The organism is uncultured Kordia sp. (genome assembly GCF_947496985.1).
Lineage (GTDB): Bacteria > Bacteroidota > Bacteroidia > Flavobacteriales > Flavobacteriaceae > Kordia.
The window spans coordinates 69,542-95,638 of record NZ_CANMEZ010000008.1; the positions used below are offsets into that span (position 1 = coordinate 69,542).

The following is a 26,097-nucleotide window of genomic DNA, read 5'->3' on the forward strand; positions in this document are numbered from 1 at the left end:
TTATTCGAATTTTAAGTATTTGATTAAATCTATTTTTGTTGCGTTTAACGCCTTTACTCCTACTACCGTAAATACTAATAGTAACAATACTATTGGTGTAATAATGTATGGCCAAACAGGCATATCTATACGATATACAAAATTATCGAGCCAGTTTTGCATTAAGTAATATGATACTGGTAATAAAATTACTAAGGCTATCAAGGTTATTTTCAAGAAGCTTTTTACCAATTGGAAAATGATTTCTTTTACAGAAGCTCCAAGGATTTTACGAATAGCAACTTCTTTTAATCGCTGTTGAATGGTTAAAGTTGCCAAAGCAAACAATCCTAATAAGGAAATAATAATTACAATACTTGTTAGAATAAAAAATAAGGTTTGCTGCCTTTGGTATTTTTTATATGTTCTTGCAAAACGTTTGTCAACAAATACAGGGTTAAAAGGGTATCCTTCCTCTATGTTTTCTTTCCAATAATTTTCAATAAAGCCTAGTGTTTCTTGAATATTGTCAGGTTTTATTTTAATTTGAATAGTCCAAAAGTTTTGTTTCATCCAATCAAAACTATTCCAATGCATAAATGCTGTTGGAGGTATTTTACCATCTAAACCTGTAATATGATAATCTTTTACCATACCGATAACTTGTAAATTTTTACCATCGTTATGATCGCCTTGAAAACCTGCATTCAATTTTTCCCCAATAGGATTATTGTATATATTCAAAGCTTTGGCAAGCGTTTCATTGATTAAAATATTTTTTATGGTGTCAGATGCTATTTCTTCTTGTAACCCTCTACCTTTTATAATTTCAATTTTCATCACATCCAAATAGTTGTAATCTATAGAGTTAGAGTTTGTTTGTACAGATATATCTTTGTAATCAAAATTTGTAGAACTTGAGCTTCCGCCACCAATAATAAATGAATTACTCGTAATAGTCTCAATATTAGGATGTTTTACTAATTCCTTTTTAGCAAGTAAATAATTTTTATAGCGATCTTTGTATTTATTCATGGAAATCATCACTACTTGATCGCCTTTAAAACCAAGATCTTTTTCCATCATATATACAACTTGTCTATTGATAATGATTGAACCTGTAAGGAAAAAACCTGAAATTAGAAATTGAATTCCCAACATCATATTTCTTGCAAAAACACCTTTTTTACTTCTTGAAATATTTCCTTTTAATACCTCTACAGATTTAAATTTTGCTAAGTATAATGCTGGAATAGCTCCTATAAATATTGAAATTACAATAGCAAGTATTGCGATTTCTAATAATAAATTGATCTCTAAGATTGAGATGTCTTTATTCATAAATTCATTAAAGTATGGTAAAATGAGTTCTACTAACAATAATGATAACATAAAAGCTATAAAACCTTGAAGTACTATTTCTAACGCATATTGTTTTATCAAAGTAATTTTAGATAAACCAAATGTTTTCTTTACACCTACTTCTTTAGCTCTTTGTGTTGCTGATGCAATTGATAAATTGATAAAGTTCACACAAGAAATTATAATTAACAAAATTGATAACGAAAGCATTATAAGAATCAACTGATAATTTCCACTACCTTCTGGTCCTGTATCATCAGCAATAGTCTTTAAACGAATGTCTTCTATAGGTTCAAAAACAGGAGTTGTACCATATTTTTCCATAAACTCTTCTGGAGTGATTCCTTGTTTTTTTGCTGATGGTAATACTTCATTTTGATACCAAACTGCTAAAGCTTTTTCCTCTAAATCGTTTAGCACTGGATTTTCAACTGTTTTTATAAATAATGCTTTTGAAAAATTCCCCCAACGCGCATTAGTAATTTGCTTTTCATATTGTATTACCATTGAAGGCATAAAGAAATGCTTTCCTTCAATTTTATATACTGTTGTAACAGTAAATTCTCTATTTACAAAGTTGATAGATTTCCCAATGGCAGATTCATTTCCAAAAAGTATTTTAGCTTGCTTTTGAGAAAGTGCAATGTTGTTTCTTGTCTGTTTAAAGGTAGCTGTATTTCCTTCTACTATTTTAAAAGGGAAAAAATCAAAGAAGTTTGAAGTACCTTCCAATATTTTTCTGGTATACAATTCTTTGTCATCAACTTTTATTAATGAATTATCATACCAGCCATTACTTAAATAATAGTCTTCAATTTCTGGAATATCTTCTTTGTATTTAACACCTTCTATATTTGTACTACTTGCCCAAATTTCTCCATCAGACATTTTATGAATTACCCTAAATATTTCATTCTTATTTGGGTTTGATCTATTATAGCTCAATTCGTCATTGAAATATAACAACACAACCAATAAACCTGCAAAACCAAGAGTTAATCCTGATATATTGACTACCAAATTGAGCCAATTTTTTTTGTTATTTCTATAAAATAATTTTAACCAAGTTTTGAACATAGCTTATTCGAATTTTAAGTATTTGATTAAATCTATTTTTGTCGCGTTTAACGCCTTTACTCCTACTACCGTAAATACTAATAGTAACAATACAATTGGTGTAATGATGTATGGCCAAATGGGCATATCGATACGATACACAAAATTATCGAGCCAGTTTTGCATTAAGTAATATGATACTGGTAATAAGACTACTAAAGCTATCAAGGTTATTTTTAAGAAGCTTTTTACCAATTGGAAAATGATTTCTTTTACAGAAGCTCCCAATGTTTTTCTAATAGCTACTTCTTTCAATCGTTGTTGAATAGTTAAGGTTGCTAACGCAAATAAACCAAGTAATGAAATGATGATAACAATAGTAGATAGAATTAAAAACATCGTTTGTTGCTTTTCATACTTTTCATAGGTTTGTGCAAAATGCGCATCTAAAAATTCATAGTTAAACGGATATTTGTCATCTATGTTTTCTTTCCAAAACTCTTCTATATCAGCAATAGTTTGTGATATATTATCTGATTTTATTTTAAACTGTATAGCATTGATCCAATCTTTTGTTCTTGGGAATGTTTTCCAATGAATTAAAAACATAGGATCTATCTTTACATCAAAACCATCAAAGTGATAATCTTGTACCATTCCTACAACTTCTAGCTTGCGTTCATCGCCTTGTCGCTGCCAACCTATATTCACTTTTTTACCAATTGGATCATTGTAAATTCCTAAGCGTTTTGCTGCAGTTTCGTTTAAGATGATACTTGTAATTGTATCAGATGCAATTTCTTCTGAAAAAGTTCTTCCTTTTAGTAAATTGAGCTGTGCAAATTCTACATAGTTATGATCGACAGTATTTGATCCTGCATTGAAACCAATATCTTTCTCTCGGTATTCAAGATTGGTTCCGTTTACATTTCCATCGCCAGGCACAAACATACTAGTTGAAACTCCTGTAATGTTTTCATGTTTAGACATCACATTTTTTACCAAAGTATATTTCTTAAATTCATCTCCTAAATTGTATACATCTACAACTAATGTTTGTTCTTTTTTGAAGCCTAGATCTTTATGAATCATAAATGCCATTTGATTGTAAATTACCAACACACCTATCAGGAAAAATCCAGAGATTAAGAATTGTAATCCTAACATAATGTTTCGGGCAATGATTCCTTTTTTACTTCTTGAAAAGTTTCCTTTTAAAACCTCAATTGTCTTAAAGTTAGCCAAATACAAAGCTGGCACACTTCCTATAAGAATTGAAGTGATAATAGCAATTCCTATCAACTTTAATAAAACTTCGCCATTCAATAAGGTGATGTTTTTATCCATAAATTGATTGAAGTATGGCAACAGGAATTCAACTAAAATTAATCCTAATAATAATGCCAATAACCCTTGAAATAAAATTTCAAATACATATTGAAAAATGAGTTGTTTTTTAGATAAACCAAGTGTTTTCTTTACTCCAACTTCTTTAGCTCGTTGACTTGCAGAAGCTGTTGATAGATTGATAAAGTTTACACAGGAAATCACAATTAGTAAAATTGATAATCCCAACAATACCAATAATAATTGATAGTTTCCTTTTCCGCCAGGACCTGCATTATTAGCTTTGTGATGCAAACGTATGGTGCTGAGTTGCTCCAACAATACTGTCATAACACCATACTTTTCTTTCACTTCTTCTAATGTCATATTGTTTGTTGCCAATTGCGGTTTTACATTTCTTTCAATGATGACATTGTTCATTTTTTCACGTACTTCATCAGTATTAGAATCTTTTGTCAGTCTACAGAAGAGTTCATTTTGAAAATTTCCCCAATGCAGTTCAAATGGCTTGCTAAACTGTAATAACAGTTCTGACTCGTAATGCGAATTTCCTGGCACTTCATACACACAAGTAATAATGTGATCATTACCATCAATTTTGATCATTTTACCTATTGAACTTTTCTTTCCATATAATTTTGAAGCCAATGTTTTTGAAAGTGCAATATGCTTTCTGTTTTCCGCAAATTTTGTAGTGCTTCCTTCTATAATTGTAAAAGGAAAAAAGTCGAAGAAATTAGGTTCTGTCAATGTCGTTTTATCTGTATACACCTTTGTTCCTCCGTCAATTAACACACGACTTCTGTAGAAAGGAGATACTAAAATCGTTTCTTCTACTTCAGGAATATCGCTTTTAAAAAGAATAGCTTCTGCAGAAGTGCTTGAAAACCATATTCCGTTTTCTCTTGATTCGTTTGAGACTCTATAAATGTCTTCTTTATTAGGATTCCAATCGTTGTAACTCAACTCATCATTGAAATATAATAATACTATGAGTAAGCCTGCAAATCCGAGTGTTAATCCTGAAATATTGACTGCCAAATTGAGCCAATTCTTTTTACTATTTCTAAAAAATAATTTTATCCAAGTTTGTAACATAAGTTCGTTTTTTGATTGATGAATGTTTAGACTTTTGTTACTCTACTAATACGTCAATGTCGCGTGTGTTTGTTTTCTCAGAAATAACTTCGCCATCTTTCATCATGACAATTCTGCTAGAAAATTGTGCATCGTATGACGAATGCGTTACCATGATAATTGTAGCGCCTGAAGCATGTAATTCTGTTAATAATTCCATTACTTCATTACCATTTTTACTATCTAAATTTCCTGTTGGCTCATCGGCTAAAATTAGTTTCGGATTTGTTACCAAAGCTCTTGCCACTGCAACACGTTGTTGTTGTCCTCCAGAAAGTTGTAATGGAAAATGTTTTGCTCTGTGTGCAATTCCAACACGTTCCATAATTTCGGTAACACGTTGCTTGCGTTCGCTCGATTTTACATTGTTGTAAATTAATGGCAACTCAATGTTTTCATATACTGAAAGTTCATCAATAAGGTTGAAGTTCTGAAATACAAATCCAATATTAGCTTTACGCAAAGAAGCGCGTTGTTTTTCTGTAAATTTTGCCACTTCAGTTCCATCAAAAGAATAGCTTCCTTCATTTGGCGCATCTAATAATCCGATGATGTTTAATAAGGTAGATTTTCCACAACCTGATGTTCCCATAATAGACACAAACTCACCTTCTTTTACGGTCAAATTTAATTTGTTAATTGCTGTTGTTTCTACTTCTTCTGTTCTGTAAACTTTCGTTAAATCTGTTAATGTGATCATGTTTTTTTATTTTTTTATTTCGACTACGCCCAATATGATGTGTTTCTATTTGATTGATGTTTTATTTATATTGAGCGGAGCCGAAGTATGATTGATGATTTTTTTTTACTGTTGAATGTGTTATTTATTAATTTGAATAAAATTCTTAAACCTTAATTACACTAATGTGACAAGCTTTTCTATGAGTATGAATACAAATACAATCATGATAATTTAGTTTAAGTTAATTTCTTCCATTTCTTCAAAATCGTCATAACTTGATGTAATTACGCGATCACCTTCTTGTAAACCTTCCAATACTTCATAATAAAAAGGGTTTTCGCGTCCGATCTTTACTTCTCGTTTTACCGCTTTATTATCTGAGTTTAAGACAAAAACCCATTTCCCATTGGTACTTTGATAAAACAATCCTTTTGGTAATAATAAAGCTTTGCTATTGTTTGATAAAAACATTTTACTTTTTAATGACATTCCTCCTCGTATAGCTGATGAAAGTGAATCATTCTCAAATTGTAATTCTACATGAAAACCTCCTTTTAGAATTTCAGGATCTATTTTTGATAAACGAATTGGCACTTTTTGTTCATTAATAGTTACCGTTCCTCTGATATCTTCACGTAGTTTTGAAATATAATACTCATCCACTTTTGCTGTTAATTTATAACCATCTAACACGTCAATTTTCCCTACATTATCACCCTGATTGTAGTTCTGTCCTAAGGTTAAGTTGAATGATGATAATAAACCATCGACAGGTGCTTTTACAATAAAATTTTCTTTGTTTTTTCGAAGTAATTCTAAGCTTTCTTCCATCTTTTGCACAGAAGCATTGATGCGAGCCAGTTGTATATTTCTATCATTTTTTTCGTTAGAAACTTTAGATTTAATTACTTCATTACGTTCTTTCTGAAATTTATATTCTTGTTCAGAGTTTTCGTAATCATTTTTAGCAATCACTTCTTTTTTAAACAAGCGTGCATCTACAGCATATTTACGTTCTGCATTTTTGTAAGCATTGTCAATACTTAGTAATTGCTCATCTAAATTTAATTGTTGGTTTTTAATACTAACACGAATATTTCTCAAATTATTAATTTGTTCTACAATTGCTGTTTCTTGTGTTAAATAGTTTAATTCTGCATTCGGATTGTAAACTCGTAATAAAGGTGTTCCCTTAGTTACTGTTTGTCCACTCTCAACAAAAACTTCTGAAACAGATCCACCTTGAATCACATTAATTAACACCGATTTTTTTGGTTCTACAGTACTATTAAATAATAATACATCTTCAAAATCGCCTTTAACAACCTCTCTAATTGATACGGTTTCTTTGTCTAAGTTTACTTGCTTCTTGCGTGTTGCATTCATTAAAATCACACTCACTAAAAGCACGGCTGGAATTCCCCATAGTAGCATGCGCTTTGTTTTTTTGTTTTTTGGTTGAATTTGCTTGTCCATTGTTCAAATTATTTTATCTGTTTAGTAGAGTGCCATTGTTGTGCCATGAATTAATAAATACTCAATTCGCTGATTAACAATTATTTAGAAAATAACCGAATTTTGAAGGTGTTCATTTTCGAACATTTTTTTGTTCATTATCAAACATCTTACTAACTATGTACTATGAGAAAAAAAGAAGCTTCTATATTAATTGTGGACGACGACGACGATATTTTATTTTCTGCACGTATCAGTTTAAAGAAATATTTTACAGAAATCGTTACGACTAATAATCCTAAAAAGATTGGAAACCATCTTACCGAAAAAACCTTTGATGTAGTTTTACTTGATATGAATTATCGTATTGGATTTGAAGATGGAAAAGAAGGTTTGTATTGGCTACAATATATAAAAAAGGTTAGCCCAGAAACTACGGTAATTCTCATGACAGCTTTTGGAAATGTACATTTAGCAGTAGAAGCTATTAAAAAAGGTGCAACCGATTTTATTCTAAAACCTTGGAATACTGAAAAGTTATACGGTATTGTAAATGCTGGTGTAGAGTTAGCTCGATCGAAACGAAAAACTACACAACTTGAAACAGTTCAGGAACGACTTGATAAAGATTTCCATCAACAAACTGAACATATTATTGGGAACTCTGTTGCCATGAAAAAAGCAATTGGTTTGGTTCAAAAAGTAGCGCCAACAGATGCAAATGTGTTGATTTTAGGTGAAAATGGAACTGGAAAGTATGTATTTGCAAAGGAAATTCATTTGCAATCCAATCGTAAAAATCATCCTTTTATTCATGTTGATTTAGGTGCGTTGAATGAAAACTTATTCGAAAGTGAATTGTTCGGATATGCAAAAGGAGCGTTTACAGATGCACAAAAAGATACCTTAGGACGTTTTGAATTGGCTGCTGGAGGAACCATTTTTTTAGATGAAATAGGAAATTTGCCATTACACTTACAATCAAAATTGTTAACAGTTATTCAAAATAGAAAAGTAACGCGTTTGGGTGAAGGAAATGAACGTCCAATTGATGCCAGAATTATTTGTGCAACCAATGCGCCAATTCATGAAATGGTGAACGAGCAAACCTTCCGACAAGATTTATTATTCAGAATTAACACCATAGAATTGCAATTGCCTCCTTTACGCGATCGTGTAGAAGATATAGAAGTATTAGCAATTCATTTTCTTAAAAAACTAAATCAGCGTTATCGCAAACAGCTTACATCTATATCAGGCGCTGCATTAACTGCGTTAAAAAATTACAACTGGCCAGGAAATATTCGCGAATTAGAACACATTATTGAACGCGCCGTTATTATTACAGATAATACAAGTATTGAACCTGAAGATTTACATTTTTCTGCTAGAAAAGTAACTACAAATACAGCAACAACACTTAACTTAGAGGAAACTGAAAAAATGTTGATTCAACAAGCGATGGACAAACATCATGGAAATATCTCCAAAGCTGCAAAAGATTTAGGTTTAACGCGAGCTGCTTTGTACAGACGTTTAGAAAAACACCAATTGTAAATGGGAAAAAAAGTATACATTCAACTCTGCATTCGTATTTTTTTGATTTCGATCAACTCGATTTTAATCTTTTATTTTTTCCAATACGGATATATTATCAATGGTTTTGGTTTTAGTTTGTTATTAATATTTCAAGCATTTTTATGTTTTGATTATTTGAAAAAACTCTTTGTTAATGTAGAAAAAACGATAGATTGTTTGTTACATGACGATTTTTCTAATATGATTTCGGTTGAGAAGCGCTCCAATAGTTTACACGCAAAAACGGCTGCACTTCAAAAGAAATATCGCATCAAAAGTCAGCAACATAGCTCTGAACAATTGATCTTTACTAATATTATTGAAAGTTTAAGTATTGGTGTATTGATTCTAAGAAAAGATAATGATGAACATATTGAAGTTTTTCAGTTAAATAAGGCTTTTGTAGACTTTTTTAAGATTCCGAAATTTTATAAATGGGCATTACTAAAAGAGAAAATTACGCCTTTGGTAACAATTATTGATACTAAAAAGTGGAAACGTGTTAAACATACAATTTCATTAACTGTAAACGATCAAGTGGAATCATTTTTCTTAAAAGCTTCTGTAACGCACACCAATGAATTTGAATATTTGATTGTGACGATGGAAACTATTCAACAATTGATTGATAAGAAAGAAAAAGAATCGTGGTATAAATTGATGACAGTAATGTCTCATGAAATTATCAATACAATTACACCAATTACAAGTTTGGCAGAAAACTTAGATTCACTCTTGCAAGATGAGCCCGACGAAGATACTATGGAAGAATTATCACAAGGTTTACAAATCATCAAAAAGCGTTCATTACACTTAAACAATTTTGTGAATACCTATCGTCAATTATCAGAATTGCCGTTGCCCGATCGTAAAGAGATAAATTTTACAGAAACCATCAAGCATACATTAGATTTATTTTCACAAGAATTCAAAGAAAATAATATCAGTTTACATTTTCAACGAGAAGAAAACGTTTTAATTCTTGCTGACAAGCAACAACTCGAACAGGTAATTATTAACCTGATTTCCAATTGCATGTATGCGTTAAAAAGTATTGAACAACCTGCAATAACCATCAATTTGACAACAAATCAAAATCGTATTCATTTAACAATTGCAGATAATGGAATAGGAATTTCTAAAAAGATTCAGAAAAATATCTTTATCCCGTACTTTACCACTCGAAAAGATGGTTCTGGAATTGGCTTAACACTTACAAAAAGTATTGTAGAAGCGCATGATGGAAATATTTTCTTCACTTCTGAAAATGGTTTGACAACATTTAAGCTAAGTTTTGAGAATACTTTAGAAATATAAATTCTAGACTTATTACTCTTAGAAAATTAAATTCTAAATTTTATAACGGATAATTTTATCTTTTATAAAAAATACTTATATCTTTGCAACATAAAATATCATGAATATGTTTTCAAAATCTTGCGAATATGGTTTACGCGCTGTTATTTTTATAGCAGAACAATCTACTTTACAAACGAAAGTTGGATTGAAAACTATTGCAAGTGCTATAAATTCTCCTGAAGCATTCACTGCTAAAATTTTACAAATACTTACGAGAAACAACATCGTGACTTCGATAAAAGGTCCATATGGTGGTTTTATGATTGAAGAATATCGCTTAAAAGAAATTACACTCAGTGAAATAGTGCAAATTTTAGATGGAGATAAAATTTATACAGGTTGCGGATTAGGTTTGAAACAATGTGATGACAAATCTCCTTGCCCACTCCATTTTAAATTTATTGAAATTAGAAATAATCTAAAAAAGATGTTAGAAGAAAACACTTTACATGATATTTTGTTTACGGATACTGAAAAGAATGTTTTCTGGCTGAAGACATAAAAAAAATTTAAACTAATAAAGGATAAAAAGATCCTTTTATATTTTATAAAAAATAATGCACTAAAAACAATACAAATGGATATCAACAAAAACACGTTAGTAAGTGATATAGTTGCTGATAATTATAAAACCGCAACTATATTTAAAAATCATAATATTGACTTTTGCTGTAATGGTAATAGAACAATTATTGAAGTTTCCGCAGAAAAAAAATTGGATTGGGAATTCCTACTATCTGAGATCTTAATGACTGTAACTGATACTTCAAATCGGGAAGATTATCAAAATTGGGAGCTCGATTTTATGACTGATTACATTTATCAAAATCACCATACATATGTAGAAAAACAAATTCCAGAAATTCAGCTTTACTTAAATAAAATCTGCAAGGTTCACGGTGATAAACATCCTGAATTATTAGAAATTCAATCACTGTTTAACGAAAGTGCTGGCGATTTAACGAAACACATGAAGAAAGAAGAATTGATTCTTTTTCCATTCATCAAAAAAATTGCCCTAGCTAAAAAAACACAAACAACACTTACTACACCTCCATTCGGAAGTATCAAAAATCCGATACACATGATGCATGATGAACATGATGATGAAGGTGAACGTTTTCGAAAAATCGCAGCGTTATCTAACAATTACACACCTCCTAAAGATGCTTGTAACTCATACAAAGTTGCTTTTGCTTTGCTGAAAGACTTCGAAGAAGATTTACACAAACACATTCATTTAGAAAATAATATTCTCTTTAAAAGAGCCATTGAAACTGAACAAACATTAAATAACAAATAGTAATGAAGAAAATTTGGATAGGATTTATCTCTGTAGTTGTCCTCTCATTTATCGCCTTAATTTGGGTAGGAACAGAAATTTATCAAACACAACCACCAATTCCTGATTTGGTTACGGTAAAAGGTAACCAAGAAGTTATATACACGAAAGCGGATATACAAGAAGGGCAAAACATATGGGAATCTATTGGCGGAATGGAAGTTGGTTCTATTTGGGGACATGGAAGTTATGTAGCACCCGATTGGTCGGCTGACTGGATTCACAAAGAAGCCATCTTTTTATTAAATCATTGGTCACAGAAAGATTTTAACTTACCATATGATGAATTAGATGTAGAAAAACAAGCTGCTATTAAAGCTCGATTGGTCAACGATGTAAAAACTAATACATTTAACCCAACAACAAAAACCATTGAACTTTCTAAAGAACGACAATTAGCAATTGCAAAAAACGCAGCATATTATTCATCAATATTTTCAGAAGGTCATGAACAATATGCTATTCCAAAAGGAGCACTTACCGACAAAGATAAGTTACGCAAACTAAATGCTTTTCTATTTTGGACTTCTTGGGCTGCAAGTACAAATAGACCAGATAAAGACTATACGTATACATCCAATTGGCCGCATGAACCGCTGATTAACAATACTATTACGTCAGATTCTCAAATTTGGTCAGGATTCTCAGTAGTGTTACTACTACTTTTCATTGGTTTACTAACCTATTACTACGTTCGAAATCATGAAAAAGGAGAAGCGGTTACAAAATTGAGGTTAGATCCGTTAAAAAATATGCCACTTTTTAGATCGCAAAAAGCTGTCTTAAAATATTTTTTAGTCATTACTTTACTAATTGTATTACAAGTAGTACTCGGAATTATTACGGTTCATTACACAGTTGAAGGACAAGCTTTTTTTGGATTTAATTTATCTGAAGTTCTTCCCTATTCTATAACACGAACCTGGCATACACAATTAGCCGTTTTTTGGATTGCAGCAACATGGTTGGCTACAGGATTATTTTTAGCACCAATGATTAGCAACAAAGAAATGAAATATCAAGTATTTGGAATTAATTTTTTGTTTGTTGCATTACTCATTATTGTATTAGGTTCCATGCTTGGAGAATGGTTAGGAGTACATCAATTTTTAGATTTAACAACCAACTTCTTTTTTGGACATCAAGGATACGAATACATGGATTTAGGGCGTTTTTGGCAAATATTCTTAGGAATTGGACTTGTTTTGTGGGTACTAATGGTTGGAAGACATGTGCTGTATGGAATTCGTAAAAAAGATGATTCTAAACATTTATTGATCATTTTATTAATTGCTGTCATAGCGATTGGAATGTTTTTCTTTTCTGGTTTAATGTATGGTGAAAACAGTTCGCTTCCAGTGATTAATTACTGGCGTTGGTGGTTGGTTCATTTATGGGTTGAAGGATTCTTTGAGGTTTTTGCTACAGTAATTATTGCTTATATATTTTCACGTATGAAAGTGATTTCAATGAAAACTGCTGGAAAAACGTCTATTGCGTCCGCAAGCATCTTTTTAACTGGAGGAATTATAGGAACACTACACCATTTATACTATTCAGGAACACCTGTACAAGCAATTGCTTTAGGTGCTACATTTAGTGCTTTGGAAGTTGTACCATTGACATTAATGGGGTTTGAAATTAGAGAGAACTGGAATCTATTAAAAGAAAACGAATGGATTCAACGTTACAAATGGCCTATTTTCTTCTTTATTGCCGTTGCTTTCTGGAATATGATTGGTGCAGGTGTATTCGGGTTTTTAATTAATCCGCCAATTGCATTGTACTATATTCAAGGGCTAAACACAACAGCCGTACACGCACACACCGCATTATTTGGTGTTTATGGAATGCTAGGAATGGGCTTCATTTTAATCTGTTTACGTTTTTATTCAACAGAATTATGGAATGAAAAATTGATCAAAAATGCTTTTTGGTTTTTAAACACCGGATTGATCTTAATGGTCGTTTTAAGTCTACTGCCTGTTGGAATTATTCAAGCGTATACTTCAATTAATGAAGGATATTCATACGCAAGAGACTCTGAATTATTATACAGTCCAACAGTACAAACCTTGAAATGGTTGCGTATTATTGGTGATATTGTGTTCTCTGTAGGAATTGTTTGTTTCTCTTGGTTTGTCGTAAAAGAAACTTTGAATTGTATAAAAAAGAAATAATCGAATTAGAAATTATTTTTTAAAAGTAAAAATACTGTTCATGTTGATATGAACAGTGTTTTTTATGATGTAGGTTAAGAAGTTAACTTTCGTAAAACCCATTCCAAAGGACCTTGCTTATTATAACGTGTCCAAATGATGGCAAATACCATACAAAGTATACTGAATATGATTGCATAAATAAAAGAGAATTCTATAGAAAACATTCCTAATTCAGTAGTTGATATTAATTCAACAGCGCCAATTCCAATAATTACATGTGCAACATAGAATGTTAATGCTAATTGCCCTGTGCTTTGTAAGACCTTAATAACTAAACCACGTTGCATTCGCTTAGCAAACCAAATACAACTACAAATAACACACAGGGCAACACTACTAGATGAAACCATATATATTGGTAATGGAGGCATTGGACTTGTGCCCAAAACCGGCGCTAATTCTGTAACTATTGTTTCATTTCCACCTGAGAGTATACTAATTAATATTTTTGAAAATAACTGCATTCCTATGACAATAAGTATACTAACAAAAAATGTTTTCTTGATAAATTTTTCGTTGTTTAAATCTTGTCTTCCAAACCACAAACCCAATAACATAAAACTAGTCCAAGGAATTACTGGATGAAATCCATTATAAAATAGGTTTCTAATAAAACCATTTATAGTCCAAAAATCTGTATATGAATAATCTTTAAAATTCCAACCTGTATCATATTCTATAAAAAACATTAATACTGGATAGCATAATAAAAACCCAAGAATCCCTAAAATAATTTGATGTGTTTTCCCTTTTAAAAATAGTAGTGTAAACAACATGTATATTCCGTAAAAGTGTAGAATATCTGCTGGCCAAATAATAATAAAGGAAAGCCCAAGAATGAATAATAAACGAGCTCTTTTGATAATTTTTATTCGCGCTAAACGCAATTTAATTTCATCATTAGTATTGATCGCTTTATTAGTCATAAATGCTATACCAATTCCTGCTAAAATTACAAATAAAGCTGCTGCTTTTCCTTCAAAAATGGAAACGATACTTTGTAACCAATAGTTTCCATCTTGTCCAAAAATCATTTTGAAGTTCACAAGAATCATCCCCATAATAGCCAAAGCTCTTGCAACATCAATTCCAATGATTCTATTTTTCATACATACCTTTTAATCGATTTTATACCATATAGACAAAAAAAGAAAAGAAGAGTTGCACAATTTTTTTTAAAATCTTTAAAAATATAGTTCCTTGATACTTTTTACATCATTTGTGTCTACAGAAATCGCAAGAAAATAGTGTAATTGCCACGTTTGCGTTTTAATGGCTTGTTTACTTATTGGCAAATCCCATGGTGGATACACACGAATTCCTCGTTTTCCATCTTTATTCACGGTAGCTACAATTCGTTTTTGAATTAGTACAGATTTCGGGAATACAAATTGACCAAAATGTGTACCTTTTTTAACATTAACCACAATGAAGTCAAACGGATCTGATTCATGAAAAGGTGTTGTGATTCCTGCTGAATTTCGTTTCCAAACAGTTACAAACTGTCCAACTTTTTTAGGGGTAATTTTTGCTGTTCTGGAAATGATTTGAAGAGCTTCAAGCTGAAATATACAAGCTTCATATTCTTTACTTTCTTCACTTTCGTGAAAATTAAAAAATTTAAATTCACATATATCATATATGAGTTGTTTCACTTTTGCAATGTGAAATGGTAATTTTTGTTCCATAATATTAATCTGTTCTTAATTAATTTCTTCATCAAAACGATTGAATTGATTTCGATCATCTCCACGTAAATTTAATTCACTTTCAACTTTACTACGTGATGGTTTCTGTAATAATAAGTAGATTATCAAAACACCTGCTATTGCTATAAATGCTGTATTTCCTGTAATCATAGAAAGTATGATTCCAAAAAACGCAGGACCTTCAATAATAGCAAACTTGATGATTGAAGCCGTTTGATAACTCGCAAGTTTTGCTTTTAAACCTGGTTTGCTTTCAGCAGCAGTAAGTAACTTCTTAAAAATTGTTTGACTTCCCAAAACGGCTCCAATAGCAATAATTGGGTACACTAATAATAATGTATCACTAGTATCAAACGTTGGTGTCATTCCTCCATCGAACTGAAAAAAAATAATAGCGACAAAAAATAATAAACCACTTAACAATGCCATGTAAATGATGGTGAGTGTTTGAACAAACTTATTTGGTGTTAATTCTTGTGAAGATTGGCGCATAGTTAAATATTTTTTAATGAATGACTTATATATTTTCAGGTAATTCTTCATCAAACTTATTGAATTGATCTAAGAATTCTCTTTGCAAATTTAAATCTGAAACAGCTTTCTGTTCCGAAACACGTAATTTATAATAATAAATCAATAATAGAATTGAAAATGAGAGATAAATAGAAACATTCACCACAAAAGAAATCATTATTGAAAAACAAATTATTAATGAAATTATCAAATAACGATCAGCAGTTATTTTGTAATATTTCAAAACTTTACTTTTTAATGAATGATCTTTCCAACCCCTTTTTAATCGTAAATTAAAAAGAGCTTTTTCTACTACTAGACATATTGTTAACAATACTGCTACGCTAATTAGTATGATATCATTCTCAATTGTTAACACTTCAAATATTAATTGCATTGCCCAAATACTAAATAGAAAAAAAGCAACCGTCAAAAAAAATAAAAAACTGTGAACACGTTTTAATGTTTTCAAAAAGACTTTTGGAGTTTGTGCTTTGTAAAATTTTGCCATTTGTGGAGTTTCACTAGAATTATCAATTTTAACTAGTTTTTAAATATAATCAAAAAAATATTTTTTTATTTGGAATGATCATTCTGTTATTCATATATTTGCATTCGGAACGATCGTTCTAAAACAAATTTAATCATAAAAAACATATTAAAATGAATACATTACAAGGAAAAGTTGCTGTAGTTACAGGAGGAAATAGTGGAATTGGTTATGCTTCCGCAGCAAAGTTAAAAGCAAGAGGCGCAAACGTAATTATCACAGGTAGGTCTGAAGAACGTGTTGGAAAAGCAGCTGCCGAATTAGGCGTTACAGGAATTGTTGCTGATGTTATTTCGCTTAGCGCGATTGATAATTTAGTAAACCAAGTAAAAGAATCACATGGAAATGTAGATGTTTTATTTGTAAATGCAGGAATTTTTATTCCAGCGCCAATTGGACAAATTACAGAAGAAATATATGATGCTCAATTTGGAATTAACTTTAAAGGTGCCGTTTTTACGACAGAAAAGTTTTTACCAATTTTGAATGATGGTGCGTCAATTATTAATTTATCTTCGATTAATGCCTACACAGGAATGCCAAATACGGCAATTTATGCCGCTACAAAAGCTGCCTTAAATTCGTTTACAAGAACGGCTGCAACTGAGTTAGCTCCAAGGAAAATTCGTGTCAACGCTATTAATCCAGGACCAACAGAAACTCCAATTTTCGGAAAAACAGGAATGTCTGAAGAGCAAATAAATGGTTTAGCACAAGTAATGCAACAACGTGTTCCATTAAAACGATTTGGGCAACCAGAAGATATTGCTAATTTGGTAGCTTTCTTAGCTTCTGACGAAGCTTCATTCATTACTGGAAGTGAATATAATGTAGATGGAGGAATGAATGTGAATCCTTTATTAAGTTAGAATACCCAACTAACTGTTTCCTTTGATCAATCAGAGGAAATAGTTAGTCTATTTTTATATAAATCAGCTAAAAAAAAGATCATTTTAAAATAAACTCATACTTCTAACGTTAACAACGATTATGAGAAGAATACAGTTTATCTTAATTATTTTTATTTCAAATCTAAGTTTTAGTCAAATATCAGGTAATTTAACAAATAGCAAAACAGGCGCTCCTATAGTATTTGCGAATGTTTGGGTGAAAAATTCCTTAAAAGGAAGTACTACAGATGGAGATGGAAACTTTGAACTTGAAAAAGGAAAAGTAGGAGATACATTATTAGTTTCTTATCTAGGATATGAAAAAATAGAGTTTCTAGCTAAAAAGAGAAATATAATCAAGCTAGATCCTCAGGAAATTCAGCTAGATGAAGTTGTAATTACCAAAGCAAAAAACACCAAAACAATATCACTTAGTTCTTATAAAGATTATAATGATATTAATATGTTTTATCTCAATGGACATTATTCATTTGCTCGATTTTATGAATATAAAAAAGAGTACAAGCAAAATACTTTTGTCAAAAAAATATCTTTAGTCACAGCATCTTCCTTAGAAAAAGTAAAATTTAGAGTGCATTTGATTGAAGCTGATAAAGATGGAAACCCTACGGACAGACGCTTGAGTTCATATATTATATTAGAAACAAATAGTGGAAAAAATGAAATTACAATTGATGTAAGTGACAAAGAGTTACTATTTCCTGAAAATGGACTTTTTATCGTGGTTGATCGCTTAAATCTTAAACAAAATATATTTAATTCTAAATATATGTCCAATGTATTAGAACCTGGAATTGGAATGGAAAAACGAAGTAAAGAAAAAAATACTTGGTTGAGTTATGGAGGAAAATGGATACAGCCAAAACAGTTAAAGAAATTTGCAAAAAAGAACAAAAATATCGCTCTCAATATTGAGTTGTCAAACTAATTTAAATCATATATAGAATATATGTACTTTTGTAGCGATTGTTTTTACGGTCTCTACAATTTTAAATGTATGCCAAGAGTTAAAAAATTTAATGAAGAGGAAACGCTAGGGAAAGCAATGTGTCTTTTTTGGCGCAATGGTTTTCACGCAACATCTATGCAAGATTTGGTGAATTACTTAGGCATCAATCGTGCAAGTATTTATGATACTTATGGAGGAAAGAAAGAATTGTTTGATAGCGCTTTTAAACATTACAGAACTGTAAATAGAAAACAATTACAAGCATTCTTAGAAAGTCAAGAAAGTGTAAAAGAAGGTTTCCGTAGATTGTTTCAGCATGGAATTTCAGAAGCCGTTTGCGATACTGAACGCAAAGGTTGTTTTGTTATAAATGTTACTACAGAAATGGTTCCGAATGATGAAAAGATTTTAGCTGTAATTCAAGAAAATAAAACATTTATGATTGGTGTTTTTGAAAATTTTCTAAAAATAGGCGTAGCTTCTGGGGAAATTTCAGCAACAAAAAACATAAAGAATCTAGCTTCACTCCTACACACTTTTTTCAATGGAATTAAAATTGTATCAAAAACAGATACAAATGAAGAAGAGTTATTAGCTTCTGTAGATACTGTATTGACATTGTTAGATTCGTAAAAACAGGGCAAACCAAAGCGTCGCTTGAATTCCTGCTGCTAAAAATATTGTTAAAACAGCTATTGTCTTGTCTATTTTAAAAACATTTTTTACTTTTTCTTTCAGTAATACATATAAATTAGCTCCGAAGAAAATTGCTCCAATAATATACATTCCAACAATACTAGTTGGCATAACAGCATCATCTATAATGGTATAATACTGTTTAGCTGGTGAAGTTAGATGATAAATAAATGAACAGACTACCCCTGCTAATGCTGTAGCAAGATAAAATGTCATTAAAATCCAACCTAATGTAGTACGTTTCCAAAACAAAATAGCTCCTAAAACAATTGAAATTATATTAACAAAATAGAGTATTAGTTCTACTCCTATTTTTCCATTAAAAAGATCTTCTAAATAAAACCCTATTAATGTATAGTTTAAAACTAATGCGCATATAGCAATAGCGACAAAAATACAGCTGATGAAGCGAATTTGTTTTTCGTGTACTTCAAGCTGTTTTGCAAAAGGATTTACAATTGCTAATAAAGCGAAGAAATCATTTTTTAAGATTTCGTTTTCTTCTTTTCGCTTTTGGAGTTGTGCTTCTTTTTGTTTTTTTTCTATTTCATTTTGAGTCTCTAACCTTTTTAATTGGTCTTCTGTAAGTTGTCGAGAAGTCAATTCTTTCTTTGCCGTTTCAACTGCAATTGGTTGGTAACTGGAAGCATCAGCAAGTATTGCTAATAATTCTCTATCTGACAACTTTTTATATCGTTCTGTAAATTCTGTCATATATGAAATTAGTACGCATATGCACTAAATTGTTACCACTTACTATTCTTTGCTTGAATTTTATCGTGTTCAGTTATTAAGAAATTTTGAATGGTTTGTACTTGCTTGTCAAAGTTTTTGATTCGTAAAATAGAGAAAATTAACGTTCGTTTACGTCCATCTGTCAATTGATCAAAGATGCTTTTTCCATCTTCATCTTGTGCCAAAAAAGCTTCTAATACTTCTGGAATTTCAACACCAAGCGGATTTGGATCTTCTTTTAATGTATATGAAACCATATCATGTTCGTCTTTATCCAACGCCTTTATATAGCGTTTGGCAACCATGATATAGTAGTTTCCATTACCTAAATGATTCAAACCACAATTCAGGCTTACCGTATCATCTATAGTACATATTAAACGTGTTTTGTGTTTTTTCTCTAATTGATTTACAATTTCAGCAACAACTTCCAAATGATAATAACTTCCACTCTTTTTAATAGTTTGTTCTCCTTTATGAATCATTTACATTACTTTTCTTTTACATAGGTTAATCTATTTCCACGTGCCAAATAACTGATTACAAAAATTTCATCTGTATATTCTAATATTGAATATTTAAGCTCTTCTCCTGTATCTTTTATTAAGGTCATATACTCTACACCTTCGTGCTCGGTAAGTTCATACGAATATGTATTACTAGTGGTCGTTTCTGCACTTTTATGAAACATGATCAACTTTCCATTTTTTAACTCTATTCCTGTGCTTGGATCTTCTTTACTAATCCAACGTCCATTGTCCAAACTAACAGATTTTACATTAATCAAAGATACACTAGTATCACGAAGTATTTTTTCAAACGCTGAAACTACATTTGATTTTGATTTCCATTGTTCTGTTACATCTTTATTTTTTGCATTTTCAATATCTACTACTCCAGAAACTACTGTTCTCTTTTTTTCTAATACACGAATTACTTCATTCTCATAAATATAAAAGCGTGTCTCCTTTTTTGTATATGGTCCGCGCATAGTTTCCTCGCTGAACTCTTCTTCAAGTACAAAAAATAACTTATTATCATGCAAGTAAAAAGTTGTTGCTTTTGAACCATGCTCTCCATAATCCCCATGTTTTATCTTTCGAGGAACTCCTGCGTCAAAATATCCTTCTCTTCCTATAAAACCTCCGCCAACATCATCATTTTGTTCTTTTTTCTCATAGTTAGAAATTTGACTTTTAATTATTTTAAAATTATCTTTTATGATATTTATTTTTTCATCAATTGTAAGTGACTTTTTCTCCGAACTCTTTTTTCCTTCATCAACAAATTCTTCAATCGTTTGATCAACAGTTTCTTCATCTTCGTTAATAGGTTCAGCTTTTTTGGGCTCATTTCCACAAGCTACTATTAGAAAAAATAAACAAACGAATACTAATTTTATTTTCATATCAAATGATTAATTTTTAAAGTGATCTAAGATATTGATTTTTTAGTATTCTTAGTTTAAAAATTCAAAATCAAAATAGTAAATTTAAGCGATAAAAAACTCAAATTTGTATTTAGCACTTTTCATTCAAGCCTTATTTACATTATTTATTGCAGGTGGTTTATTTTTCTATGCAAATGGATTAAAGAATAGATCACTAGCAGTATATGCAGTTTTATTTTGTTTAGAGATTTGTTATTTCATTTATGGAACGACAAATATTTCGTTGGCGGTGCCCGAAATTTATGGTTTCTTCTATCATTCCGCGGGAGTTTTATATGGTCCGTTACTATGGTTTCATTTCAAAACAACTGTTCAGCCAAAAACAAAATTAACAACAAAAGACCTATTGCACTTAATTCCTTTAGTTATAATCAATCTAATGCTGATTGATTACACGCTTTCATCTTTTGAACGTAAATATGAATTGTCACACGATGTCAATTTCTTTATGGAACGCATTATGCCAGCAAACTATTTTAGAGCTGCGCATCAACTTGTCTATGCAGTATTCTTAATTTTTTTTGTTAAAAAAAATAAAGAAAAACTCAATACCAATGTGCTTTTTTACCTTTCGGGAATTGCCTTAATATTTATAATCGCCAATATTGTAATTTCACTATTCACTCTCTTTGCTAATAGTTGGCTCGATTTTAAATGGTATTATATATTTAGTAATCTCTTCATTTTTATAATTGTGTTTGTTTTATATCGTGATCCACAATTTTTTAAAACATTCAAAGCTAAATATCAAAGTTCAAGTTTGAGTGTTCAAGAAATGAAGACTATTCGGCAACAGCTTGAAAAATTATTTTCAAAAGAGAAAAGTTACCTTCAAAATAATCTGTCGGTTGATCAGTTAGCTGAAAAACTGCAGACCAAATCACAATACATTTCACGAACATTCTCTGAACATATTAAAGAGAATTTTAATGATTATGTAAACAAACATCGTATCGTTTTTGCCAAACAATTATTAAAAGACGAAAAATTTAAACATTATAAAATAGAAGTCATTGCTGAAGAAGCAGGATTTAACAATAAAGTTACGTTTTATAAAGCTTTCTCAAAGTTCACAAACACAACACCTTCCAAGTTTCGGAAAGAAAATAATGTGTAAACAATAATTAATCTTAACAAAATCAAACTGCTTTTTTACCAATTTTCATAGAAATGATTTGACATTTGAAACATCATTTATCAATCATTTTTTTATGAAATCAATTTTCAATTTACACAAAAAAGGCTGGCAATTTTGTATGCTAGTCATGCTACTTTCTTTCATTCCATATTATTTTATATTTAATGATAATTCAAGTGATTCTGCTTGGACATTACTTCTCATGTGGATTCCTGCATTTGCGGCAATCATCATGCGATTATATTACAAAGAAGGTTTGTTCAAAGGCATATCTTGGAATCCAATAAAAGATTGGAAGTGGTTATTTATAGCAGTTTTTGTACCGCTTATTATAGAAGTTTCAACACTGCTACTTACCATATTTTTTGATGCTGCTGAACTTAAGGAAGGTTTTATTTCTCTTGAAAATGGCAACGTTAGTATTAAAGGTGTAAGTATGATTTTTGGAGCTGCAACACAACCTTGGTATGTATTTATTGGGAATTATCTTCTCTCTTATTTCATTGGCGCATTGCTATACAGCTTAGTTTTTGCTTTAGGTGAAGAATACGGATGGCGTGGTTATCTACAACAAAAATGGGCTCCAAAAAACAATATCAAAGGATTTATAATAATAGGTATCATTTGGGGATTGTGGCATCTACCAGCTATTCTACAAGGACATAACTACCCAGAATATCCTATTCTTGGTGGTTTTATTTTAATGCCAATATTATGTACACTTTTCTCTATTGTGTTCGGAATTGCCATGAATCGAAAAAATGTCATCTGGATTGCTATTGTTTTTCATGGCGCACTCAATATCAGCTCTGATGTTTCCAATACAGCATTTATAGAAACTTCTATAAATCGTCCAATAAATGATTTTATTTGGACAACACTTTGGTTGCTTACTGCGCTGATTTTTTGGTTCAAAATAAAAAAGAAAACTACACATACATCATCATGAAAAAATATCATATATACAGCATTATCATATTATTTACACTAACAATTTGCGCTGCACAAGAAAATGTAAACACACACAACGAAAACGGAAAAACACCATTAATCACGGCTGTTTCTGAGAATAATGTTGAGAAGGTTAAACAACTCATTCAAAAAGGTGCAAATATAAATCTTCACGAAACAACAGGTTTACAAGGAACTGCCTTAATGTACGCCTCTTCTATTGGAAATATTGAAATTTGCAAACTATTACTAGAAAACGGCGCAAAAATTAACGCAATAGATAAAAACAACGATCATGCATTGAATTGGGCGGCATTTTCTGGAAAGATTCCTGTCATGAAACTACTAATAGAAAAAAAAGCAGATCTATTCTTAAAAAGCAAACATGGAACTGCTGTAGATGTTGCTTTTCGACTTTGGCATCACGATTCTGTTTCAAATGTATTTAAATCTACTAAAATTGCTCGTTTAACGACTAAAAAAGAACAAAAACTTATTACTGCAATTCTTGAAAATGATATCAATTCTACTAAAAAATTACTCAAAAAAGGAATTTCAGCAAACACAAAAGATCCATTAGAAACTCCCATATTGCAACTTGCAGCGCAACAAGGAAACTATGAGTTAGTTAAACTATTGATTGAACATAAAACAAACCTTAATGCCATGAATCGTGTTGGACAAACACCGTTGGCGTGGGCAGCTCGTTTTGGGCATATAGCTATTGTAGATTTGTTATTAAAATCTGGTGCTGATCCGAATAGTGCAGGGAAAATCTATCAATTAACGCCTTTAATTGGTGCCGCAGTCAACGGAAATATTACCATTGGTTCACTACTGATTGAAAATAACGCTTCTATAGATACAAAAGATCGTATCAATAATGCTTCTGCACTACATTGGGCACTATGGTATAAACATAAAGATTTTGCAAAATTGCTATTAACACATAACGCTGATTATACATACAAAGCCTTGGATAATAGATATAGTGCCTTTGATGTTGCAAAGTTTTACAACTTAAAAGAAATTATTCAATTAATTAAACACAAACAACAAGAAAAAAATCCATTAGTAGGTTCATGGAAAATTAAAGAAATTCATTACATCTATACAGACACAACATATATTAGAAAAGAAGAAGATCATGGTCGTTTTATATTTTCTTCTAAAAATTATGCGCTTATGTATAATCCTCAAATGCAAAAACGTACTCCTTTTCAAAATTTATCCAAACCAGTAACAGAAGAAATTATAAAGGCGTTTCAGTCCATTGTATTCAATACAGGAAGTTATCAAATAGATAAAAAAGTGATCTCAACTATTTCAGATATTGCTAAAGTTCCAGGTTTTGAAAGGGGAAAACAGTATTACAGAGTAGCATTTAACAATGACTTTTTAGAATTAATCATGTTTGACGAAACCTATCCGAACGGGAATAAACCAACTTGGTTTGGAAAACTAAAAGTAAAATTCATCCTTAAAAAAGAATAACATATGAACTTTTTAAAAGTAATTAGTTTCACTATAATGATAACTTTTTTTATAAATAGTTGTAGTAAAAAAGCAACGTATTCACAAAATTCGGTAAAAGACAAACAAACACTTCGTCATATCAAAGAAGTGCTTTGGGCAAAAGCCTACAGAGAGCAAGACACCGTTTTATTGGATCAAATTTTGGATGAAAGTTTTGAATTTATTGATGGATCAGGGAATCGATTTACGAAAAAAGATGAACTCCATTGGATAAAAAATAATGCGACAAAACATGATTCTTTTCACTATGAAATTAAACGCCTAGATATTTACAAAAACGGAACTGCTATTATTTCTGGAACAGGACATATATACAAAGATTCAATATATAGTTTCTATCAATCAAGTAATGTGTTGATAAAAAAAGACACCATTTGGAAAGCGATTTCTTCGCATGTTTCTGGGTATAGACAGCTTAAATAAGTTTTTATAAAAAATAAGTTAAAATATATTCCATAAAAAAAGCCTTGCAAATGCAAGGCTTTTTTGTCGGGGTGGCAGGATTCGAACCTGCGACCTCCGCGTCCCAAACGCGGCGCGATAACCGGGCTACGCTACACCCCGAAAGTGTAATTTTGTAGTTATATTTCCTATTGAATTTACAACTACACCCGAAAATTTGGATTGCAAATATAAGACTTTTCTAGAAACACAAAAGCAAAAACTGTTTATTTTTAAAATAATTTCAATCAATTCTATATGAATCAAATTTCTTGATTCTAACAACGAAGCGATCTAGGCTCTTTTATCTAAAATAAATGAATAATTTACTTAATTTTGTCCACGACTAAAAAACTGAATAACATATGCTCATTATAGGTATTGGTGGCGGAACAGGAAGTGGAAAAACTACCGTAGTAAACGAAATCATTAAACAATTACCCGAAAACGAAGTCGGAATCATTTCCCAAGATTCTTACTATAACGATACATCACACTTAAATTACGAACAACGTACAAAAATCAATTTCGATCATCCACGATCTATTGACTTCGATTTAATCTGCGAACATTTAACCGAATTAAAGAAAGGAAATGCAATTGATCAACCTGTATATTCATTTGTAAAACACAATCGTACAGGTGACACCATTCATACATTACCACGAAAAGTAATCATTGTAGAAGGAATTTTGATCCTAACAAATCCTGAACTTCGTAAAATGTTTGATATTAAAATATTTGTACATGCCGACTCTGACGAACGTCTTATTCGTAGAGTTAAACGCGATATAACGCAACGTGGACGTGATATTAACGAAGTATTGGCGCGTTACCAAACTACTTTAAAACCAATGCACGAGCAATTTATTGAGCCAACAAAAGAATTTGCGGATATCATCATTCCAAACAATCGATACAATACAGTTGCCGTAGATATTGTTAGAACAATTATTAGCGAACGATTAGCCTAATATTTAGTACATTTACATAGCATTT

At 30.9% G+C, this 26,097-nt stretch carries 24 protein-coding genes and 1 tRNA gene; 13 read left to right on the top strand and 12 right to left on the bottom strand.

From position 1 onward, the window contains the following. The 4 genes from Q0828_RS18280 to Q0828_RS18295 all read right to left on the bottom strand — a co-directional run bounded on the left by Q0828_RS18280 (position 1) and on the right by Q0828_RS18295 (position 7,039). On the bottom strand, positions 1-2,418 hold the full coding sequence (locus Q0828_RS18280) for an ABC transporter permease (RefSeq protein WP_298424566.1): 2,418 nt from the start codon (positions 2,416-2,418) through the stop codon (positions 1-3). A gap of 3 nt (positions 2,419-2,421) precedes the next feature. Beyond that, complete coding sequence (locus Q0828_RS18285; protein WP_298424569.1) at positions 2,422-4,842, bottom strand: ABC transporter permease; 2,421 nt, start codon at positions 4,840-4,842, stop codon at positions 2,422-2,424. A 37-nt stretch (positions 4,843-4,879) separates the two neighbouring features. Continuing rightward, positions 4,880-5,581: an ABC transporter ATP-binding protein gene (locus Q0828_RS18290; RefSeq protein WP_298424571.1), complete on the bottom strand. Its 702-nt coding sequence runs from the start codon at positions 5,579-5,581 to the stop codon at positions 4,880-4,882. Between the two features lie 213 nt (positions 5,582-5,794). Beyond that, complete coding sequence (locus tag Q0828_RS18295; protein ID WP_298424573.1) at positions 5,795-7,039, bottom strand: HlyD family efflux transporter periplasmic adaptor subunit; 1,245 nt, start codon at positions 7,037-7,039, stop codon at positions 5,795-5,797. Positions 7,040-7,204: 165 nt separating this feature from the next. On the opposite strand from Q0828_RS18295, the gene Q0828_RS18300 reads away from it, so the two are divergent. From Q0828_RS18300 to Q0828_RS18320, 5 genes are all read left to right on the top strand, one after another. Next, positions 7,205-8,575: a sigma-54 dependent transcriptional regulator gene (locus Q0828_RS18300; RefSeq protein ID WP_298424575.1), complete on the top strand. Its 1,371-nt coding sequence runs from the start codon at positions 7,205-7,207 to the stop codon at positions 8,573-8,575. Then, positions 8,576-9,913, top strand: coding sequence for a HAMP domain-containing sensor histidine kinase (locus Q0828_RS18305; RefSeq protein WP_298424577.1), 1,338 nt, complete (start codon positions 8,576-8,578; stop codon positions 9,911-9,913). A gap of 106 nt (positions 9,914-10,019) precedes the next feature. Further along, positions 10,020-10,457, top strand: coding sequence for an Rrf2 family transcriptional regulator (locus Q0828_RS18310; protein WP_298424579.1), 438 nt, complete (start codon positions 10,020-10,022; stop codon positions 10,455-10,457). Positions 10,458-10,532: 75 nt separating this feature from the next. After that, the gene (ric, locus tag Q0828_RS18315; RefSeq protein WP_298424580.1) at positions 10,533-11,258 is read left to right on the top strand and encodes an iron-sulfur cluster repair di-iron protein; all 726 of its coding nucleotides are present in this window, start codon (positions 10,533-10,535) and stop codon (positions 11,256-11,258) included. A 2-nt stretch (positions 11,259-11,260) separates the two neighbouring features. Beyond that, positions 11,261-13,477 (top strand): nitric-oxide reductase large subunit, encoded by a 2,217-nt coding sequence (locus tag Q0828_RS18320; protein WP_298424582.1) that lies wholly within the window; start codon positions 11,261-11,263, stop codon positions 13,475-13,477. A 74-nt stretch (positions 13,478-13,551) separates the two neighbouring features. Here Q0828_RS18320 and Q0828_RS18325 read toward each other — a convergent pair whose 3' ends face one another. The 4 genes from Q0828_RS18325 to Q0828_RS18340 all read right to left on the bottom strand — a co-directional run bounded on the left by Q0828_RS18325 (position 13,552) and on the right by Q0828_RS18340 (position 16,252). Beyond that, entirely contained in the window at positions 13,552-14,628 is a 1,077-nt protein-coding gene (locus Q0828_RS18325; protein ID WP_298424584.1) for a DUF418 domain-containing protein, read from the bottom strand. A 75-nt stretch (positions 14,629-14,703) separates the two neighbouring features. Further along, a complete protein-coding gene (locus Q0828_RS18330; RefSeq protein WP_298424587.1) occupies positions 14,704-15,207 on the bottom strand; it encodes a MepB family protein in 504 nt (167 codons plus the stop codon). A gap of 15 nt (positions 15,208-15,222) precedes the next feature. Continuing rightward, a complete protein-coding gene (locus Q0828_RS18335; RefSeq protein ID WP_298424590.1) occupies positions 15,223-15,720 on the bottom strand; it encodes a hypothetical protein in 498 nt (165 codons plus the stop codon). Positions 15,721-15,745: 25 nt separating this feature from the next. Continuing rightward, positions 15,746-16,252 (bottom strand): hypothetical protein, encoded by a 507-nt coding sequence (locus Q0828_RS18340; RefSeq protein ID WP_298424592.1) that lies wholly within the window; start codon positions 16,250-16,252, stop codon positions 15,746-15,748. Positions 16,253-16,404: 152 nt separating this feature from the next. Between Q0828_RS18340 and Q0828_RS18345 the strand changes: the two genes are divergently transcribed. The 3 genes from Q0828_RS18345 (at position 16,405) to Q0828_RS18355 (ending at position 18,784) form a co-directional block, all read left to right on the top strand. Then, entirely contained in the window at positions 16,405-17,160 is a 756-nt protein-coding gene (locus Q0828_RS18345) for an SDR family oxidoreductase (protein WP_298424595.1), read from the top strand. Between the two features lie 121 nt (positions 17,161-17,281). Then, positions 17,282-18,130 carry a carboxypeptidase-like regulatory domain-containing protein gene (locus Q0828_RS18350; RefSeq protein ID WP_298424598.1) on the top strand — a complete coding sequence of 283 codons (849 nt, stop codon included), beginning with the start codon at positions 17,282-17,284 and terminating at the stop codon, positions 18,128-18,130. A 69-nt stretch (positions 18,131-18,199) separates the two neighbouring features. Next, positions 18,200-18,784 carry a TetR/AcrR family transcriptional regulator gene (locus Q0828_RS18355; RefSeq protein ID WP_298424601.1) on the top strand — a complete coding sequence of 195 codons (585 nt, stop codon included), beginning with the start codon at positions 18,200-18,202 and terminating at the stop codon, positions 18,782-18,784. Here Q0828_RS18355 and Q0828_RS18360 read toward each other — a convergent pair. The 3 genes from Q0828_RS18360 to Q0828_RS18370 are packed head-to-tail and all read right to left on the bottom strand — an operon-like array spanning position 18,773 to position 20,990. Further along, entirely contained in the window at positions 18,773-19,561 is a 789-nt protein-coding gene (locus Q0828_RS18360; protein ID WP_298424604.1) for a hypothetical protein, read from the bottom strand. The two genes, Q0828_RS18355 and Q0828_RS18360, sit on opposite strands and share 12 nt — an antisense overlap. Positions 19,562-19,593: 32 nt before the next feature. Next, positions 19,594-20,067 (bottom strand): YdeI/OmpD-associated family protein, encoded by a 474-nt coding sequence (locus Q0828_RS18365; RefSeq protein ID WP_298424607.1) that lies wholly within the window; start codon positions 20,065-20,067, stop codon positions 19,594-19,596. A gap of 5 nt (positions 20,068-20,072) precedes the next feature. Beyond that, positions 20,073-20,990, bottom strand: a complete 918-nt coding sequence (locus Q0828_RS18370; protein ID WP_298424610.1) for a hypothetical protein — start codon at positions 20,988-20,990, stop codon at positions 20,073-20,075. A 106-nt stretch (positions 20,991-21,096) separates the two neighbouring features. Here Q0828_RS18370 and Q0828_RS18375 point away from each other — a divergent pair, with 106 nt between their 5' ends. From Q0828_RS18375 to Q0828_RS18390, 4 genes are all read left to right on the top strand, one after another. Further along, positions 21,097-22,149, top strand: a complete 1,053-nt coding sequence (locus tag Q0828_RS18375; RefSeq protein ID WP_298424613.1) for a helix-turn-helix domain-containing protein — start codon at positions 21,097-21,099, stop codon at positions 22,147-22,149. Between the two features lie 94 nt (positions 22,150-22,243). Continuing rightward, positions 22,244-23,119 (top strand): CPBP family intramembrane glutamic endopeptidase, encoded by an 876-nt coding sequence (locus tag Q0828_RS18380; RefSeq protein WP_298424616.1) that lies wholly within the window; start codon positions 22,244-22,246, stop codon positions 23,117-23,119. Then, positions 23,116-24,615 (top strand): ankyrin repeat domain-containing protein, encoded by a 1,500-nt coding sequence (locus Q0828_RS18385; RefSeq protein ID WP_298424619.1) that lies wholly within the window; start codon positions 23,116-23,118, stop codon positions 24,613-24,615. Before Q0828_RS18380 ends, Q0828_RS18385 begins: the two co-directional genes overlap by 4 nt. A gap of 3 nt (positions 24,616-24,618) precedes the next feature. Beyond that, the gene (locus tag Q0828_RS18390) at positions 24,619-25,080 is read left to right on the top strand and encodes a nuclear transport factor 2 family protein (RefSeq protein WP_298424622.1); all 462 of its coding nucleotides are present in this window, start codon (positions 24,619-24,621) and stop codon (positions 25,078-25,080) included. Positions 25,081-25,146: 66 nt separating this feature from the next. On the opposite strand, the gene Q0828_RS18395 is transcribed toward Q0828_RS18390, so the two are convergent. Beyond that, positions 25,147-25,221, bottom strand: a tRNA-Pro gene (locus Q0828_RS18395). A gap of 242 nt (positions 25,222-25,463) precedes the next feature. Between Q0828_RS18395 and udk the strand changes: the two genes are divergently transcribed. Further along, complete coding sequence (gene udk, locus Q0828_RS18400) at positions 25,464-26,072, top strand: uridine kinase (protein WP_298424625.1); 609 nt, start codon at positions 25,464-25,466, stop codon at positions 26,070-26,072. Positions 26,073-26,097 lie beyond the last annotated feature (25 nt).

Excerpts from the sequence above, each read along its gene's own strand:
- Q0828_RS18390 (WP_298424622.1), top strand. The coding sequence starts at position 24,619 with ATGAACTTTTTAAAAGTAATTAGTTTCACTATAATGATAACTTTTTTT.
- Q0828_RS18385 (WP_298424619.1), top strand. The coding sequence starts at position 23,116 with ATGAAAAAATATCATATATACAGCATTATCATATTATTTACACTAACA.
- Q0828_RS18345 (WP_298424595.1), top strand. The coding sequence starts at position 16,405 with ATGAATACATTACAAGGAAAAGTTGCTGTAGTTACAGGAGGAAATAGT.
- Q0828_RS18335 (WP_298424590.1), bottom strand. The coding sequence starts at position 15,720 with ATGCGCCAATCTTCACAAGAATTAACACCAAATAAGTTTGTTCAAACA.
- Q0828_RS18370 (WP_298424610.1), bottom strand. The coding sequence starts at position 20,990 with ATGAAAATAAAATTAGTATTCGTTTGTTTATTTTTTCTAATAGTAGCT.
- Q0828_RS18325 (WP_298424584.1), bottom strand. The coding sequence starts at position 14,628 with ATGAAAAATAGAATCATTGGAATTGATGTTGCAAGAGCTTTGGCTATT.
- Q0828_RS18310 (WP_298424579.1), top strand. The coding sequence starts at position 10,020 with ATGTTTTCAAAATCTTGCGAATATGGTTTACGCGCTGTTATTTTTATA.
- Q0828_RS18320 (WP_298424582.1), top strand. The coding sequence starts at position 11,261 with ATGAAGAAAATTTGGATAGGATTTATCTCTGTAGTTGTCCTCTCATTT.
- Q0828_RS18350 (WP_298424598.1), top strand. The coding sequence starts at position 17,282 with ATGAGAAGAATACAGTTTATCTTAATTATTTTTATTTCAAATCTAAGT.
- Q0828_RS18365 (WP_298424607.1), bottom strand. The coding sequence starts at position 20,067 with ATGATTCATAAAGGAGAACAAACTATTAAAAAGAGTGGAAGTTATTAT.
- Q0828_RS18340 (WP_298424592.1), bottom strand. The coding sequence starts at position 16,252 with ATGGCAAAATTTTACAAAGCACAAACTCCAAAAGTCTTTTTGAAAACA.
- ric (WP_298424580.1), top strand. The coding sequence starts at position 10,533 with ATGGATATCAACAAAAACACGTTAGTAAGTGATATAGTTGCTGATAAT.
- Q0828_RS18290 (WP_298424571.1), bottom strand. The coding sequence starts at position 5,581 with ATGATCACATTAACAGATTTAACGAAAGTTTACAGAACAGAAGAAGTA.
- Q0828_RS18285 (WP_298424569.1), bottom strand. The coding sequence starts at position 4,842 with ATGTTACAAACTTGGATAAAATTATTTTTTAGAAATAGTAAAAAGAAT.
- Q0828_RS18355 (WP_298424601.1), top strand. The coding sequence starts at position 18,200 with ATGCCAAGAGTTAAAAAATTTAATGAAGAGGAAACGCTAGGGAAAGCA.
- Q0828_RS18280 (WP_298424566.1), bottom strand. The coding sequence starts at position 2,418 with ATGTTCAAAACTTGGTTAAAATTATTTTATAGAAATAACAAAAAAAAT.
- Q0828_RS18360 (WP_298424604.1), bottom strand. The coding sequence starts at position 19,561 with ATGACAGAATTTACAGAACGATATAAAAAGTTGTCAGATAGAGAATTA.
- Q0828_RS18305 (WP_298424577.1), top strand. The coding sequence starts at position 8,576 with ATGGGAAAAAAAGTATACATTCAACTCTGCATTCGTATTTTTTTGATT.
- Q0828_RS18380 (WP_298424616.1), top strand. The coding sequence starts at position 22,244 with ATGAAATCAATTTTCAATTTACACAAAAAAGGCTGGCAATTTTGTATG.
- Q0828_RS18330 (WP_298424587.1), bottom strand. The coding sequence starts at position 15,207 with ATGGAACAAAAATTACCATTTCACATTGCAAAAGTGAAACAACTCATA.
- Q0828_RS18300 (WP_298424575.1), top strand. The coding sequence starts at position 7,205 with ATGAGAAAAAAAGAAGCTTCTATATTAATTGTGGACGACGACGACGAT.
- udk (WP_298424625.1), top strand. The coding sequence starts at position 25,464 with ATGCTCATTATAGGTATTGGTGGCGGAACAGGAAGTGGAAAAACTACC.
- Q0828_RS18295 (WP_298424573.1), bottom strand. The coding sequence starts at position 7,039 with ATGGACAAGCAAATTCAACCAAAAAACAAAAAAACAAAGCGCATGCTA.